General features: G+C 35.5%; 14 protein-coding genes. 8 read left to right on the top strand and 6 right to left on the bottom strand.

Going from position 1 to position 14,783, the window contains the following annotated elements:
• Positions 1-145: 145 nt before the first annotated feature.
• Together AW165_RS11045 and AW165_RS11040 are read left to right on the top strand one after the other, a co-directional pair.
• Complete coding sequence (locus tag AW165_RS11045; protein ID WP_060465848.1) at positions 146-934, top strand: suppressor of fused domain protein; 789 nt, start codon at positions 146-148, stop codon at positions 932-934.
• A gap of 212 nt (positions 935-1,146) precedes the next feature.
• Positions 1,147-1,782, top strand: coding sequence for a tetratricopeptide repeat protein (locus AW165_RS11040; protein WP_046812386.1), 636 nt, complete (start codon positions 1,147-1,149; stop codon positions 1,780-1,782).
• Between the two features lie 70 nt (positions 1,783-1,852).
• Here AW165_RS11040 and AW165_RS11035 read toward each other — a convergent pair whose 3' ends face one another.
• From AW165_RS11035 to AW165_RS11025, 3 genes are all read right to left on the bottom strand, one after another.
• Positions 1,853-2,275 carry a hypothetical protein gene (locus tag AW165_RS11035; protein WP_060465847.1) on the bottom strand — a complete coding sequence of 141 codons (423 nt, stop codon included), beginning with the start codon at positions 2,273-2,275 and terminating at the stop codon, positions 1,853-1,855.
• 73 nt (positions 2,276-2,348) lie between these two features.
• Entirely contained in the window at positions 2,349-3,545 is a 1,197-nt protein-coding gene (locus tag AW165_RS11030; RefSeq protein ID WP_060465846.1) for a reverse transcriptase/maturase family protein, read from the bottom strand.
• Positions 3,546-3,575: 30 nt separating this feature from the next.
• On the bottom strand, positions 3,576-4,190 hold the full coding sequence (locus AW165_RS11025) for a hypothetical protein (protein WP_060465845.1): 615 nt from the start codon (positions 4,188-4,190) through the stop codon (positions 3,576-3,578).
• 839 nt (positions 4,191-5,029) lie between these two features.
• Between AW165_RS11025 and AW165_RS11020 the strand changes: the two genes are divergently transcribed.
• A complete protein-coding gene (locus AW165_RS11020; RefSeq protein ID WP_081410633.1) occupies positions 5,030-5,611 on the top strand; it encodes a TetR/AcrR family transcriptional regulator in 582 nt (193 codons plus the stop codon).
• 56 nt (positions 5,612-5,667) lie between these two features.
• On the opposite strand, the gene AW165_RS11015 is transcribed toward AW165_RS11020, so the two are convergent.
• Positions 5,668-6,579 carry a LysR family transcriptional regulator gene (locus AW165_RS11015; RefSeq protein WP_060465843.1) on the bottom strand — a complete coding sequence of 304 codons (912 nt, stop codon included), beginning with the start codon at positions 6,577-6,579 and terminating at the stop codon, positions 5,668-5,670.
• Positions 6,580-6,677: 98 nt separating this feature from the next.
• Here AW165_RS11015 and AW165_RS11010 point away from each other — a divergent pair, with 98 nt between their 5' ends.
• Positions 6,678-7,274: an NAD(P)H-dependent oxidoreductase gene (locus AW165_RS11010; protein ID WP_004841620.1), complete on the top strand. Its 597-nt coding sequence runs from the start codon at positions 6,678-6,680 to the stop codon at positions 7,272-7,274.
• A gap of 56 nt (positions 7,275-7,330) precedes the next feature.
• Here the strand turns inward: AW165_RS11010 and pobR are convergent, their stop codons facing one another.
• Positions 7,331-8,146 (bottom strand): IclR family transcriptional regulator PobR, encoded by an 816-nt coding sequence (gene pobR / locus AW165_RS11005; RefSeq protein ID WP_060465842.1) that lies wholly within the window; start codon positions 8,144-8,146, stop codon positions 7,331-7,333.
• 141 nt (positions 8,147-8,287) lie between these two features.
• Between pobR and pobA the strand changes: the two genes are divergently transcribed.
• Positions 8,288-9,502, top strand: coding sequence for a 4-hydroxybenzoate 3-monooxygenase (gene pobA / locus AW165_RS11000; RefSeq protein ID WP_002114537.1), 1,215 nt, complete (start codon positions 8,288-8,290; stop codon positions 9,500-9,502).
• A 147-nt stretch (positions 9,503-9,649) separates the two neighbouring features.
• Here the strand turns inward: pobA and alr are convergent, their stop codons facing one another.
• Positions 9,650-10,942, bottom strand: a complete 1,293-nt coding sequence (alr, locus tag AW165_RS10995) for an alanine racemase (RefSeq protein WP_060465841.1) — start codon at positions 10,940-10,942, stop codon at positions 9,650-9,652.
• A gap of 1,162 nt (positions 10,943-12,104) precedes the next feature.
• On the opposite strand from alr, the gene AW165_RS10990 reads away from it, so the two are divergent.
• From AW165_RS10990 to AW165_RS10980, 3 genes are all read left to right on the top strand, one after another.
• Positions 12,105-12,725: a LysE family translocator gene (locus AW165_RS10990; protein ID WP_060465840.1), complete on the top strand. Its 621-nt coding sequence runs from the start codon at positions 12,105-12,107 to the stop codon at positions 12,723-12,725.
• Positions 12,726-12,920: 195 nt separating this feature from the next.
• A complete protein-coding gene (locus AW165_RS10985; protein ID WP_060465839.1) occupies positions 12,921-13,643 on the top strand; it encodes a UTRA domain-containing protein in 723 nt (240 codons plus the stop codon).
• Between the two features lie 91 nt (positions 13,644-13,734).
• A complete protein-coding gene (locus AW165_RS10980) occupies positions 13,735-14,772 on the top strand; it encodes a putative 2-aminoethylphosphonate ABC transporter substrate-binding protein (RefSeq protein WP_060465838.1) in 1,038 nt (345 codons plus the stop codon).
• Positions 14,773-14,783: the final 11 nt, after the last annotated feature.

Below are 14,783 nucleotides of genomic sequence, written 5' to 3'. Positions count from 1 at the left end.
AAAAGCTTATAACCACTATAATGATTTTAATTTACCCTCTTTATAGTTTTCTATAAATTTCATTATATTAAGTAGATTCTTTTTGCTTTATCTAACATTGACTAATAAAATAACAAAACTTGAAAATGCTAAAAGAAATTTTTAAATGCTTAATAAATTAAAGAAGTTAATAGGACTTGTCGGCTTAACATCACTTTCTACAGTAAGTTGCGCTCAACAAGATCAAGAAGCTGTCTGGCAAAATGTATACAACACTAGAACTCAATATTATGAAGAAAATATAGGTAAATTACCGGATGATATTCTAAAAATAGCTCACATGGCTGGTGTTTGGCCTGGTGGTGGTTTATATGTAATTCCAGCGGATAAAATTGGCAAAGATATTACTGTTTATTCTACCTTTGGACTTACAAACTCTGATATGCCAGCTCAAGCAACTGTTTCGGATGTAAAAGTTGAGAAAGATAATTTAGGGCGAGTTGTTTCAAGTTCAGCAAATATAAAATCAAAAACACAAATCGCGGCTCTCTCTGGTGCAGCAGGTTATGGATATGAATTAATATTAATGACTAAAGATAAAAATGCTGAATGGCCACTTTGGTTTTTACAATGGGCAGTACAAGCTGAATTGTTAAATGATGCAGGCTTTCTCAAAAGAGTTGAAAAGTATAATGGATTGACTGTAGAAGCCATATCAGTTGGAGAAAATGAGAATGACAAAATTAATGTCTTAATCACCAAAGCCCAAAAACCTCTACCTCTTGGTACACAACTTCCAAATGGGAAAATGGAGCTTCTAGTCGCAATAGTTATTACGGATGAAGAAATGAAATGGTCTATGAAAAATGGACGAAATGAATTAGCTAGTAAGCTCATGGAAGCAGGGGTTGGTCAACTCAGTGATCGAAATAGACCATCTGTCATAGGCCATTAATTTTTAGACTTAGCCACTTTATGTGAAATAACCATTATGCCCAAATAAAAGCAGCCTATTATCAGTATGCTGCTTTTATTTTATCTAGTTCCCTCGACTTAAATCATCTTTTTAACTTTATTGTGCTTATGTTTTATAGAACATTGAATTATATTTAATAGCTAAATTTAATTTACTTATATTTAATTATTTTTTTAATTTAAGGGTTCAGAGTGGCTTTTGTATCTGTAAAAGAAGTAGCTGATAAAGCGCAGCATTTTAGTGTCCACGAACAAATGATTATAGGGATTAATTATTGTTTAGGATTAAACGGACATGAACAAGACATTAATGAGGGGCGAGCATGGTTGTGGATAGCAGCTACATATTATCGGTCTTTTATTGCTCAGTATAATTGGGCTTTAACATGGACAAGTAAGCCTTGTTATAAAGTTGAAAAAGATATTTCTTTAGAAGAATTACAAATATTGGCAAATGAAAATAATTTGGCAGCGATTTACATGCTAGGTGTTCATTTTAGAGAACCTGATCCTATGTTAGCTATTGAATACTATCAAAAGGCAGCAAAAGAAAATTTTTATCCAGCAATAAATAATTTAGCTGATATATATGAAAACGGCTCTGGTGTTGAACAGAACATTAATAAAGCTGTTGAACTTTATAACATTGCTGCTGAACAAGGTATTGCCGCTGCTGAGTGGAGTTTAGGATTGCTTTATTTCAATGGAGATCTTGTGGATCAAAACATTCCATTAGCTCAATATTGGTTACAAAAAGCAGAAGCAAATGGATGGTTTCCAGCGCAGGATCTTTTGATTTCTATCGATGAAAATTATCAAAAAATTTAAGTTTATAAATTCAGTTTATTTTCTATTTGGGTATTTTGCCTAGTACCTGTTAAGTTGAAAGAAAAACTTATCAGGTACTCAACTTATAACCAAAGTGATTAAGGCATACATTAATTCCGTTAAGTGAATAGTCAGTACAACCTTTATGAATGCACTTGTTTTCTGAAAAGCCTTCATGAGCTAAAACAACTAAGAATTGCTTAATACTGTTTATTCGATTTTGGCTTAAGGTTTGGTTCACGTCTGAAAGTTTAATCCCAAAAATAGGTGCTGTTGGTGTATCTGGATAACATTCGAAATACCATGCTTGCTCACACTCAGAGCAGACATAATAAAACTCACTATAGTCAAATTTTGGATGAGTTTCTTCGCATGGAGCTTCTTCATTAATGTAGTGAGGAAACCTATTTTTCATTTCATAGTTATTGCTGAAAATATTTGAAAAGCTGTCAGGGCATACAAAAAATTCACCGACATTTTGACATTCACACATAGATTTTGTTCTTTAATGTTTATCTAATAGACTCAAATTGATTTAGAATCGTTAGGGGGTAAGAATATTTATTTTATATGCTAAAAAAGAATTTCTTTTGACGAGCACTAAGGCGTTCTATATCTAATCCAAGTGATGTTAAAAGCTTTGAAAAAATAATTATTTTCTTCGTATTTATTTCATATTCTAGTTCACTAATATTACAAGCATCAGGAAAAGCTGCACTATATCCATTTGAGATGTATTTTATATCTTGAATTACATCAGAAAAATCTTTTTTATTTTTGAGATTTTTATTTAGAGAATCATAGACTTCTAATTTACGATGAATTGTTTTAAAAACTACATCCGGCACATAGGCTTTAAATTTAGTACCACCAAATCTAAATTCCAGCCCTAAGAAATCAATAGGTTTATTTTTTACTATTTGAGTTTTTGATTTATCCTCCAAAGGAGGAATATTTAGTTTTATTTTTTCTAACTCTATAGTTACTTTTTCTAGATAATTTAAGGCTTGTTTGCGAGATGAACAAAAAATAATTAAGTCGTCTGCATATCTTACACATTTAATATTTTCTTTCTCAATAAAATTATCAAAATCATGAAGATAAAGTGATGCAAGAAATGATGACATGGGCATACCTTGTCTAATTCCTTTGCCTTTTTTTGATTTCAAAAGAGCATTTTCTTTTTCATTGTTTAAATTATCTTTTTGAAATCTTGTTTCGACCTTAATAATTCTTTCCAGTAAATAATTTATTTCAGGTATATCAAGCTTTTCTTTGACAGTTTTTATAGCTAATCGACGATCTAAATTATCAAAAAAAGATGAAATATCGGTTTTTAACACATATGGATTTTGGTTTCTCAAAATTAAAGCTTTAGTTCTTGCTTTTATTGCTCCAGCTTCTGAAATTTTAGCTGAGAAATCATGATTAGTAGCCAAAATATACTTACTTTCGTGATGTTCTTTAATATATTTTAAAATGAGTTTTTGTATGACTCGGTCTTTTATAGAGGGAATACAGATTAATCTTAATGACCCCTCTGACTTTTCTAGAAAGCTAGGATGTAGGGATGTAGGTGAATATGTTTTAGTAGCCAAGTCATTTAAAACCTCAGCTAAAATTTTTTCTTTTTTTAAATTGAATTCATTAAAAGATAGATCTTCTGGATAGTACTTAATAGTTAATAGGTTAGATGATTGTTTTCTAAATAATTTGTTGAAAGTTGCAATGAAATTCTCTTTCACGTAAGTTTCAAAATTCATTAACTCTTTCTCTGTATGCTTATAATGCAGCTACCCATACAGGTACGAAGTGATTCTACGCATCACACCATCACTGCTGTTCACTAATTTTTCGATGAACGTATATGATCCTGTCAAGGACCCTGCTGAAATCGGTGTGATGTGCTGTACTCGGGTCGCATCATTGAAGTTTTTGCGGTGTTTTGGCATAGCTTCAGATTCAACCTGAGTGCAGTTTTGCAAAAAACTTACAGCTGATTTATTATAGCATTTTACTAAGTCATTTGCCAAGCAGAAAATTGTAACAAAACATGACAGTAGTGTCTCGATGCTAAAAGGGCTAATTAATAGCACAATTATCATGATTAAAATCATTACTGCCAGAAATATGTTCTGAGAAACATCTCCACTATGCTGAATCTGCTGAGCCTTCATAGCCACGACCTCCGAATTTATGTTGGATTCCTCTTTAAGAATGGTAGCAAGAGGAATGAGTATTCTACGCATCACACCATCACTGCTGTTCACTAATAACTCGATGAACGTATATGATCCTGTCAAGGACCCTGCTGAAATCGGTGTGATGTGCTGTACTCGGGTCGCATCATTGAAGTTTTTGCCGTGTTTTGGCATCGCTTCAGATTCAACAAAAAAATTATAAACCATAATTAATCAAAGGCATAGATTTAATTGGAATTTTTGAAGCATATTAAATGTTAGTTAAAAATATTAAGAGGTTCTAAAAGTAATATAATGCGCCTATTAAGAAACCCTTTATAAATAAAAGAAGTTGATTATATATTGCTCTGCTGCCAAGTTATCAAAGCTATTTAGGAAAAGGGTTTTTCATTAATACTAAAATAAAATCGATTTAATCCTTTAGAATAAGCTTAATTTTTATCTCCCTCTAAAACCCCACTTAACAATAACCTACTCATTATTTAGTCTTACTTTTCTAATGATTTAATTTAAAACAAATGGCATTTTGCGTGCTTGACTGCAATAGGGTTGGGTACTATTCTTTGCCTGCTGGCCTACATTGCCAGTCGGTCGTCGCGGACCGCTGTAAGATCACATCAGATTTATTCCTTTCTGAGGGATAGTCTTATGTGTAGACTCCTCGTCTCCTCCCGTTGCGGTAGGACGGGAGAGGGACACCTTCGGGTGTGCTGGTTTATCTTACCCAGTCCGCGAACCCTTTCTCGTTCTGCCACCATAATTTTAATGTCTGGCAGAACTCCCAATAAAAAGGAGTTGGCTTTGCACATCCATTATTTCTTGGCTCTCAATGCCAAAAGCTATAACGACACAGCTTAAAAATTAAAGCAGCTTGAAAGCCCTAAGGTTTTCAGGCTTAAAGTCATTTTTACTTAAAACTTAGCAACAACAAATTTGAGATGTGCCAAGCACAGTCTTTACGGCTTTGCTGTGCCTTTTTTTCTCCCAAAAGGGGCACAGGCTTTTTATCTCATTTAGAAACAACAAGAATTTATAACGGTAAAACTATGCCAAAGTTAGTGCTTTCTTCCCGTGCCATACAAGTCATCAACAAGTCGATTGATTTATTTCACCATCGTAGCTTTCATACCGTTGGGGTAGATCGAATCGTAAAAGAATGCAAAATTACCAAAGCGACTTTTTATAACTTTTTTCACTCAAAAGAGCGGTTTATTGAAATCTGTTTGATCGTGCAGAAAGAACGATTAAAAGAAAAAGTGGTCTCAATTGTAGAGTATGCCCAAGGCACAAGCGCGACCGATAAACTCAAACAGCTTTATTTCTTACACACCGAGGTAGAGGGGATGTACTACCTCTTATTTAAAGCCATGTTCGAAACGAAACTGAGCTATCCAAAAGCCTATATAACCGCGGTGAGATATCGTACATGGCTGCTGAATGAAATCTATAGCCAGCTTATAAAACTAAAAACCGATGCAACTTTTCATGATGCCAAACTATTTTTATATATGATTGAAGGCGCAATTATTCAGCTTTTAAGTTCAGATGGGGCAATTGATCGGGAAAAGATGTTGGATTGTTTCCTTAATGCAAATAAGGCGGTCAATGCATTTGAATATAAGCAATAAACGTTGGCTTTGAATATTAAAAAAGCCTTGTTCCAGTGGGCAAGGTTTTATCTATTTTAAGCTTGTTTGTTCAGTTCAGGGGGTAAATGCTGCGCCAAATAATCAATTGCAAGACGGGTTTTTAGTGGCATAAAAGGCAGTGTAGGCCATACCAAATGAATTGGAAAAGCAATGCTCGACATGGTTTCTAACACTTGTACCAGCTTACCGTCCTGTAATTCATTTTGAATGAGCCAATCAGGTAGCCAAGCGATACCAGCTCCAGCAAGCGCTGCATTTTTAATGGCTTGTAAGTCATTTAAAAGAAGTTTTGCTTTAGGTTTTATAAATAAAGGTTCTGCATTTTCCTTTTGAAGTCGCCACTTTTGCATTTGACCAAAATGCGGATCGGCAATCGTGGCGTGCTGGTCTAAGTCTTCAATATTTTCTAATGGACCTGCTTCATTTAAATAGTCAGGTGAGGCACAAAGTAGCATTCGATGTTCACCAATCGGTTTGGCAACGAGCTGAGTGGTGTCAGGCAATGCCCCGATGCGGATGCATAAATCAAAACCTTCTTCGACCAAGTCTACATTTCGATCATTAAATGAAATTTCTAGCTGTAAGTCCGCATGCTGTTGAGCAAATTTAACCATGAGCGGGGTAGCAAAGAGTTGCCCGAACAGCACTGGAACAGACATTCGTAAACGGCCTGTTGCATTAATTTTCCCTTGGTCTAATAAAGCCGCTGCATTTTGTATTTCATTCACTGCTCGGCGGCTATGCTCATAAAACAAAGCACCTTCGTCAGTCATGCTGAGTGAACGTGTTGTTCTTTTAAATAAAGCAACACCAAGCTGTTCTTCAAGCCGAGCAATATTTTTACTTATGGCTGAGCGAGTTAAATGCAATTGCTCGGCAGCTTTTACAAAACTTCCAGCTTCAACCACAGTCACAAATATAGAAATTGCACTTAGCTCATGTTGCATGATTGTTGCCTAAATGGAACCAATATTAAGAAATAATATCACCACTGTTGAATTTGTTGTGGGGTTAATATGGCTTCATCAAAAACGTGGAGACGGTCATGGCTAAAATATTGGTATTAAAATCCAGCATTATGGGTGAGGGTTCACAAACCAATCGCCTAATTGATGTAATGCTTGAACATCGAAAAGACCAAGGTTTGCAAGATGACATCACCATACGCAATTTAGCTGAAATGAACCTACCTGTATTAGATTTAGAAATTTTTCAGGCGCTTCGTGGGGCTGAAAATGTAAATCAAGACATTCAACGAATCGTTGCTTTGTCTGATGAATTAATTGCTGAATTAAAAAGTGCTGATTTATTGGTGATAGGCGCACCCATGTATAACTTAAATGTCCCGACTCAACTCAAAAACTGGTTTGATTTAGTGGCACGCGCAAGACAAACATTCCGCTACACCGAAACTTATCCTCAAGGTTTGGTTGAAGGCGTAAAAGCTGTGGTGGTAAGTAGTCGGGGCGGTATTCATGTCGGCCAAGAAACTGAGGCAGTCACGCCTTATCTCAAAGCAGTGTTAGGGCTAATGGGCATTCATGACGTTGAATTTATCTATGCAGAAGGCTTAGACATGCAGGCCTATCGCAGCAATGCATTAGATCTGGCAAGCCAGCAAGTTAAAGAATTCGCCATTTAAAATTATGAGTTGAAACTCTTGTATCTCTAATTAATGACAAGAGTTTCTAAGTCTATTTAAATTACATTTCTGAGTTCATTTGCCGTGTTACGCAGCAATGGCAAAATTTGCTGAACCAAGTAATCGTCTTGTACTCGGTTAGTTTGAGACATGCAGTTAAGCGCTGCTATGGCTTGACCTTGTGCATTAAATACGGGCACAGCAATTGCAATTACGCCAAGCTCATGTTCCTCTTTAGAAAGACAATAATCCGATAACGAAATACCTTTAAGCACTTCAAAAAACTTTGACTCATCTACTATGGTAAAAGGCGTTAAGCGTTTTAAACCGTAATTTTTTACCCACGTATGTTGGGCTTCTTCTGGCAGTGCTGCCAGCAATACTTTACCTGTAGACGTGGCATGGGCAGGCAGTCGGTTTCCTAAGTGCATCCCATAAGGACTAACGCGCAAATTATCTTGCTGTGGTAAATAACTACGGGCAATTGGCACGACTTCGTTATCGTCTAACACCACAATCGAAAAAGTCAGAGATGTCTGCGCGCACAAAAGATTTAAAAATGACTGAGCAACTTTAGGCAGATGGGCAGAGCTTAAATAAGAACTCGAAAAGCGCAGCACGCGATGAGTGAGCCAAAAGTAATGTTCATCAGTTTCTAAATAGCCTAAGTATTTTAAAGTTTTAAGATAACGCCTTGCTGCTGTACGACTAATACCGGTTCGCTCAGCCACTTGAGTCACATTGAGCCGCTGGCGATCTGTTCCAAAAGCTTCCAGCAAAGCCAAGCCTTTTGCTAAGCCTGCAATGTAGTCTTCTTGACGAATTTTCTCATGCGAGTTCGGGTGCTCTAAAAAAGCATCGAGAGAAGGCATCCTTTCATTCCTGTTATTTTGGTTGTTTCTGTCCGCTATTCGGACAAACTAAATGATAAACGGTTATTTTCGTCTTGGATACATAGTGCACAAAACTTAAAGCCAGTAATTTAAAAGTCAGGATGAAACAAGGATGAAGTTATGGATATTTTAAAGACACAGGTCGCAATTATTGGTTCTGGACCAGCAGGTTTATTGCTTGGGCAACTTCTATATAAAGCTGGCATCGACCATATTATTGTTGAGCAACGTAGTGCTGAATATGTGGCTTCACGGATTCGTGCAGGAATTTTAGAGCAAGTTTCGGTCGACTTATTGAAACAAGCAGGCGTTGACCAAAACTTAAAAGACAAAGGATTACCGCATTCGGGCATTGAAATCTTAACCAATGGTGAATTGCATCGAGTTGATTTGGCAGCACTCACGGGTGGCAAACAAGTAACCGTATACGGTCAGACCGAAGTCACCAAAGATTTAATGACTGCGCGTGAAGCAGAGCAGCTCACTTCATTTTATGAAGCTCAAAATGTACAAGTGAAAGATTTCTACACTGCACCAAAAGTTGAGTTTGAGTACCAAGGTAAAGCCTTTCAAATTCAATGTGATTTTATAGCAGGGTGTGATGGCTACCATGGCGTCTGCCGTGCCAGCGTACCAGAAGATAAAATTAAAACCTTTGAAAAAGTTTATCCGTTTGGCTGGTTAGGGGTGTTGGCCGATGTTCCACCTGTAGCCGATGAACTCATTTACGTACAGTCAGAGCGTGGATTTGCTTTATGTAGTATGCGTTCAGAAACACGTAGCCGTTATTATTTACAAGTCCCTTTAACAGATCACGTCGAAGATTGGTCAGACGAAAAGTTCTGGGATGAGTTAAAAAACCGCCTAGACCCTGAAAGTCGTGAAAAGTTAGTCACAGGACCTTCTATTGAAAAAAGTATCGCTCCGTTACGCAGCTTTGTGACCGAGCCAATGCGTTTCGGAAAACTATTTTTAGCAGGTGATGCTGCGCATATTGTTCCACCGACAGGAGCAAAAGGCCTAAACCTAGCAGCATCTGATATTGCTTATTTATCAAGTGCGCTTGTTGAATATTATGTTGAAGGTTCCGAGCAAGGTATAAATGAATACTCTGAAAAATGTCTACAACGTGTATGGAAAGCTGAGCGTTTTTCTTGGTGGATGACTCATTTATTGCATCGTTTTGAAACTGAAAGTGAGTTTGATCATAAGATTAAACAAGCTGAGCTAAGTTATGTGCTTGGCTCGATCGCAGGTAAAACCACATTGGCCGAAAACTATGTTGGTTTGCCTTATGAGATTAAGCAAATTGATAGTTTTAAGCACGCAAGCTAAAGGCTAGATAAAAAATAAAAAGGGCATGCAAATGCTCTTTTTTATGTAAAAAACTGGATGGAATAAAATCGCTTAAAAGATGTAATTCGGCTAAAAGTAGCCCGATACTTTTCAAAATATAGGGCTACCTATCAATTCACCTAAAGTTTAGTTGGCGTTTGCCGCAACTTTATTATTGGTTAATATCACTTGTTGCTGAGATTGAAGGGGTTTAATCACTTGTGGATTAGAGTTACTCCAAGGGATATAGGCTTCTGTCAAAATATGGCCTGTAAGACTGGTTAAATCACTCGTTTTAACTTCTGCATTGCCTTGACGACCAAATAATACAACTTCATCACCTGCTTTGGCCTCTGGAATATCTGTTACATCAACCATAACAGTATTCATTGATACTCGACCTACCACTGGTGCTTTTTGTCCATTTATTAATACAAAAGCTTTATTACTAAAACTACGACGGTAGCCATCCGAATAACCTACAGGGAGGTTTGCGAGTCTAGAGTCACGTTTTAAAGTATAAGTTTGGTCATAACCTACAGTTGAATCTTTAAGGTAATTATTCACTGCAGCAATTTGTGTTTTAAATGCCATCATGCCTTTAAATTCAGGGTGATTAGGAAAATCACCATATATAATTGCACCTGCACGAACCATATCTAAATGTGATTCAGGAACATTTACAGTAGCAAATGAATTAGCTGTATGTAATGTTAATTCTTTACGATTAAGTTTGGCTTTTTTAATCAACCATGCGGTTTGTTCATTAAATTGCGCCAGACGCTCACGGACAAATTTTTCATCTTCTACGGCATAGTGGGTCATAATGCCGTCAATTTTAAGATGGGGAAGTTTGGTGATCGCAACAGCTTGTTCTTTACCTAGAGCCGTAGACATTTCAAGACCATTACGATCCATACCGCCTGAATTTAAAGCCAAGCTGTAATGAACAGTTGTATTGTTCGCTTCTGCCCATTTAGACATACGAGCAGCTTGGTCATAGTTACCTAAAAGCTCTTCAATATTTAAAGCTTGTGCGTTGATAATTTCACTATCTGTGGCGGTACGTAAACGTGTAATTTTGCCTTTATAGCCATGCTTGCGCACCATAGCCGCTTCAGCATTACTGGTAATGCCAATACAAGATACGTTTAACTTCATAACACTTGGCATAAGTAGGTCAATACTATGGCCGTATGCGTTAGCTTTCATGACTATACAAAGTTGTGTTTTGCCATTAAGTAACTGATTTGTCCTTTTAATATTATCTTCAAAAGCTTGAGTATCAATTTCTATCCATGCATTTGCTGTAGGTGCAGGGCTTACTTCATTTGTAACATGGGGAGTAAGTAAAGGCGCTGCATGAGCAAATTGCACCGAACCGAATAATATTAATGCACAGCTATAAGCGAGATGAGAAAATTTTGTTTTAAGTTTCATGAGTTTTTAATCTTTCCTAATTGAATATATTTTACCTTTCGGTATATTTTTATGATTAATTACAGCAATACAATTAATTTGTTTTGCGAAATCACATATTTTTTCGTAATAATATTTCCTCCTTAAAATATTATGAGAAGTATTAAGCGAGCCTAAAGACACCTTAATTTTATTAAGAAATATTGTCATGATTTAAATCATATTAATTAAATCTAAATATACATCCGTAAAAAAACAATAGAAAAATTTACTATATTTTCTAAGTGTTATTTTTTTAATCTATTTGTACCTGTTGTTTTTTATTTAATTCTATAAAAATTATGATTTTTTTAAAAATATAGATTTTTATTATGGTTGGAATTTAATCTATTATACTTTGTAGATGATATTTGTTATCATTTGATATTTGATGGGTTGTTAATTAAATATCTGTAAATTAAAATTTTTCTTAGGTTTTGAATATGCAAATTTATAAAAATAAAATAATTTTAGAGTGCTATGACACAATTGCTCAATTTTTAAGTAAAAGATTTATTTTTTAAAATTACTAATAAATTAATTTAATTTTTTTAAATAAAATATTTGTTAGCCAAAATAAATAATTACCTGACATTAGGTAGTAAAATTGAGATTTAAATTCTCATGAGACAACGCAACTAAAGGATTTAGTTTCCTTGTTTGAGCTAATTTTTTATCCACTGTTATGGCTAAATTAAGATCAAAATATTAAGGTATATTTAATTAAGTATTTAAATGTTTTAGTTTTAATAAAGATAATAAGTATATAATAACTTTAATGAAAAAATAGTTTTTTTATAGTTGTGAATATGATTGTAAGTTTTTATTTATTATTATATTTTAATTCTGAAAGATAGTAATGTAGATATCAGTTAATCGTAAACGATATCTAAGAATCAACTTTTAAGTGAATCCCTATATCTATTGGAAGATTAAATAATGAGCTTTTTGATAAGTCTGGTGGTTAGAATATAAAGCTTGGCTATGAAAATATTAATAAATAATTATTAATGAGTAGATGGATGGACACCCAAGAATTCTCTTATTTAAAATTGTTAAAGTTAACTCCTTTAATTAAGATGAACTCTAAGTAAGTTTCTCTAAATAATTATATTTTTAAGAAATACTTAATGGAAGAATAGGTGTGAATTATAATTTTTTAACCTTTATTATAACTGTGTTGATTATTAATCTATCACCAGGTCCTGCTATGATTTATGTAATGAATCAATCATCAAAATATGGAATAAAAGCAGGATTAAAGGCAGCAGCAGGGGTAGAGTTTGGTGTCTTCTTCTATGTTTTGTTAACGGCATTTGGGTTAATGGTTATCTTTCAAGAAACTCCTATGCTATACAAAATTATTCAATTTATGGGGGCTTTATATCTAATTTATTTAGCATATCTGTCGTGGCCCAAACGTAAATCAATACAAAGCCCAAATATTCTTTCTCAAAACTCTTCAGAATCAGCCCGCCATACATTTAGCAAAGGGATGTTGATTAATTTATCTAACCCAAAGATTGGCCTCTTTTTTGTTAGCTTGTTACCACAATTTGTACCTTCAGATTCTCACCCAGCTTGGCTGTATTTTCTCTTATATGGGCTAATTTTTAATTTTGGAGGTATTTGTGTGAATGTGACAGTTGGAGCAATGGCGCGAAAATTAAAAACTATTATACAAAGAGCATCATGGTTTAATTATGTTCCACCGCTTTTGTTCTTATCTATTGCTGTTTTAAGCATAGCGCAGGTGGGGGTGTGAGTTTGTATTGTTGGAATTTCTACTTTTCATCACGATCGTACTATTAACATGGTCTATTTTTTTATGAAAAAATGAATTGGAAAAAAGCGGGTAATAGGATGTATTTTGCTTAAAAGATCAGCATTAATAAAAGCTTTTGTCACATTTTTTCAGTATATTGCTATTAATTTCTTTATTTATAAATTCTAAGTTTGTATGGAACAGGACCAAGCTCGCATACCTAAATATATTCCTATCCGCGATGCAATTGCCCACGATATTGAATCGGGTGTATTAAAAGCCCACGCAAAACTCCCTTCAGAAAGGGTGCTTTCTGAACAATTCCAAACCACTCGTGTTGCTGCACGTGAGGCTTTGTTGGCTTTGGAAACTGATGGTTTGATTTATCGCTTAGATCGCCGTGGTTGGTATGTTCGTTCTCCTCGTATTATTTATCATCCGCAGTCGACTAAAAACTTTAATCAATTTGTGATTGAACAAGGCTATGAACCTTCTACAGAAGTGATTTCGAGTGAGCTGACTCAGGCCACTTCTTGGGATGCCAAGCATTTAAAAGTTGAAAAAGGGCATCCGATTTATTCGGTTTGGCGACGTCGTTGTATTAATGGTCGACCTGTTTTGGTTGAACATTTAAGGGTGAACGCCGAGCTTTTTCCTGAGTTTTTAACTCACGATCTCAAGCAATCCATTACTTTGCTGATGGCAAATCAATATAACTGCCATATCACCAGAGCTGACATTAACCTCTATCCAACGGCTTTATCTGAACAGCAGGCCAAAGCACTGCATGTCAATGTGGGCGCACTGGGTTTATATATTTGCCGTAGTAATAGAAATAAAGAAGGTGTGATTACTGATGTTGACCAAGAATATTGGCTTCACGATGTTTTAGATTTACATTTCGAAGCGCGAGCATAAAAATGCAATCTGGTTTAAACCAGATTAATTAAACTGTCATATAAACCTGTTGAAATACGATCATCAAATAATTGCATTCGATGGTTTGCAGATGAAAAAGTATGTTCAACAGACAATTAAACTCGGCACTGCATCAATTTTAGGTGTAGTAGTTACTATTCAAATGGGATGTTCATCAGCAACATCAAAACAATCAGAAGAAATTACAGTCTATACGGCAGTGGAAGCCGACCAACTTAAGCAATACCAAGAAGAATTACACAAAGCCTATCCAGAACTCAAAGTAAAATGGGTACGTGATTCAACTGGTGTAATCACCGCGAAACTTTTGGCAGAGCAGAAAAACCCACAAGCGGATGTGGTTTTTGGTGTGGCTTTAACCAGTTTGCTGGTCATGGAAAAAAAGGACATGCTTGAGCCTTTTAAACCTGAAGGTATTCAAAATTTAAAACCAGAATTTATAAGCCAAAAAACTGTACCGACTTGGACGGGTATGGATGCATGGGAATCTGCAATCTGTGTAAATAAAGTCGAATTAGAAAAGCGTAAGTTACCAATTCCAAAAACTTGGAAAGATTTAACCAACCCCATTTATAAAAACCTGATTGTGATGCCAAATCCGGCTTCGAGTGGCACAGGCTATTTAGATGTCACGGCTTGGATGCAAATTTGGGGCGAAAAGCAGGCATGGGACTATATGCAGGCTTTAGATAAAAACATTTCACAATATCCTCATTCGGGTTCAAAACCTTGCAAGATGGCAGCACAGGGCGAAATCCCAATTGGAATTTCCTTCGGTTATCCAGCCTTTAAATTAAAAGCAGAGGGTGCACCTTTAGAAGTGGTTTATCCAACTGAAGGTTTAGGTTGGGAAATGGAAGCCTCAGCAATTGTGAAAGGAACCAAGAAATTAAGTAGCGCACAAAAATTTATAAATTGGTCGGTAAGCAAACCGGCAAATGAAGCCTATGCCCATAACTTTTCAATGGTGGCCTATAAAGGCATTGAAAATACCACTATGGACTTCCCGAAAAATCTTTCTCAAATGCTTGTGAAAAATGATTTTTATTGGGCGGCCGAGCAGCGTGAACGTATTTTGGCTGAATGGTCAAAGCGTTTTGAAAAGTGATCTTTTGGATA

It is taken from the genome of Acinetobacter sp. LMB-5, from assembly GCF_001541635.1.
GTDB classification, from domain to species: domain Bacteria; phylum Pseudomonadota; class Gammaproteobacteria; order Pseudomonadales; family Moraxellaceae; genus Acinetobacter; species Acinetobacter pittii.
Note: the sequence above shows the minus strand (reverse complement) of the source record. Positions and strands in the feature narration are given on the sequence as shown.

What these genes read in the sequence shown, in the direction of transcription:
- AW165_RS11045 (WP_060465848.1), top strand. Translation starts at nt 146, where the DNA reads ATGCTTAATAAATTAAAGAAGTTAATAGGACTTGTCGGCTTAACATCA.
- AW165_RS11035 (WP_060465847.1), bottom strand. Translation starts at nt 2,275, where the DNA reads ATGTGTGAATGTCAAAATGTCGGTGAATTTTTTGTATGCCCTGACAGC.
- AW165_RS11030 (WP_060465846.1), bottom strand. Translation starts at nt 3,545, where the DNA reads ATGAATTTTGAAACTTACGTGAAAGAGAATTTCATTGCAACTTTCAAC.
- AW165_RS11025 (WP_060465845.1), bottom strand. Translation starts at nt 4,190, where the DNA reads ATGGTTTATAATTTTTTTGTTGAATCTGAAGCGATGCCAAAACACGGC.
- AW165_RS11020 (WP_081410633.1), top strand. Translation starts at nt 5,030, where the DNA reads ATGCCAAAGTTAGTGCTTTCTTCCCGTGCCATACAAGTCATCAACAAG.
- AW165_RS11015 (WP_060465843.1), bottom strand. Translation starts at nt 6,579, where the DNA reads ATGCAACATGAGCTAAGTGCAATTTCTATATTTGTGACTGTGGTTGAA.
- AW165_RS11010 (WP_004841620.1), top strand. Translation starts at nt 6,678, where the DNA reads ATGGCTAAAATATTGGTATTAAAATCCAGCATTATGGGTGAGGGTTCA.
- pobR (WP_060465842.1), bottom strand. Translation starts at nt 8,146, where the DNA reads ATGCCTTCTCTCGATGCTTTTTTAGAGCACCCGAACTCGCATGAGAAA.
- pobA (WP_002114537.1), top strand. Translation starts at nt 8,288, where the DNA reads ATGGATATTTTAAAGACACAGGTCGCAATTATTGGTTCTGGACCAGCA.
- alr (WP_060465841.1), bottom strand. Translation starts at nt 10,942, where the DNA reads ATGAAACTTAAAACAAAATTTTCTCATCTCGCTTATAGCTGTGCATTA.
- AW165_RS10985 (WP_060465839.1), top strand. Translation starts at nt 12,921, where the DNA reads ATGGAACAGGACCAAGCTCGCATACCTAAATATATTCCTATCCGCGAT.
- AW165_RS10980 (WP_060465838.1), top strand. Translation starts at nt 13,735, where the DNA reads ATGAAAAAGTATGTTCAACAGACAATTAAACTCGGCACTGCATCAATT.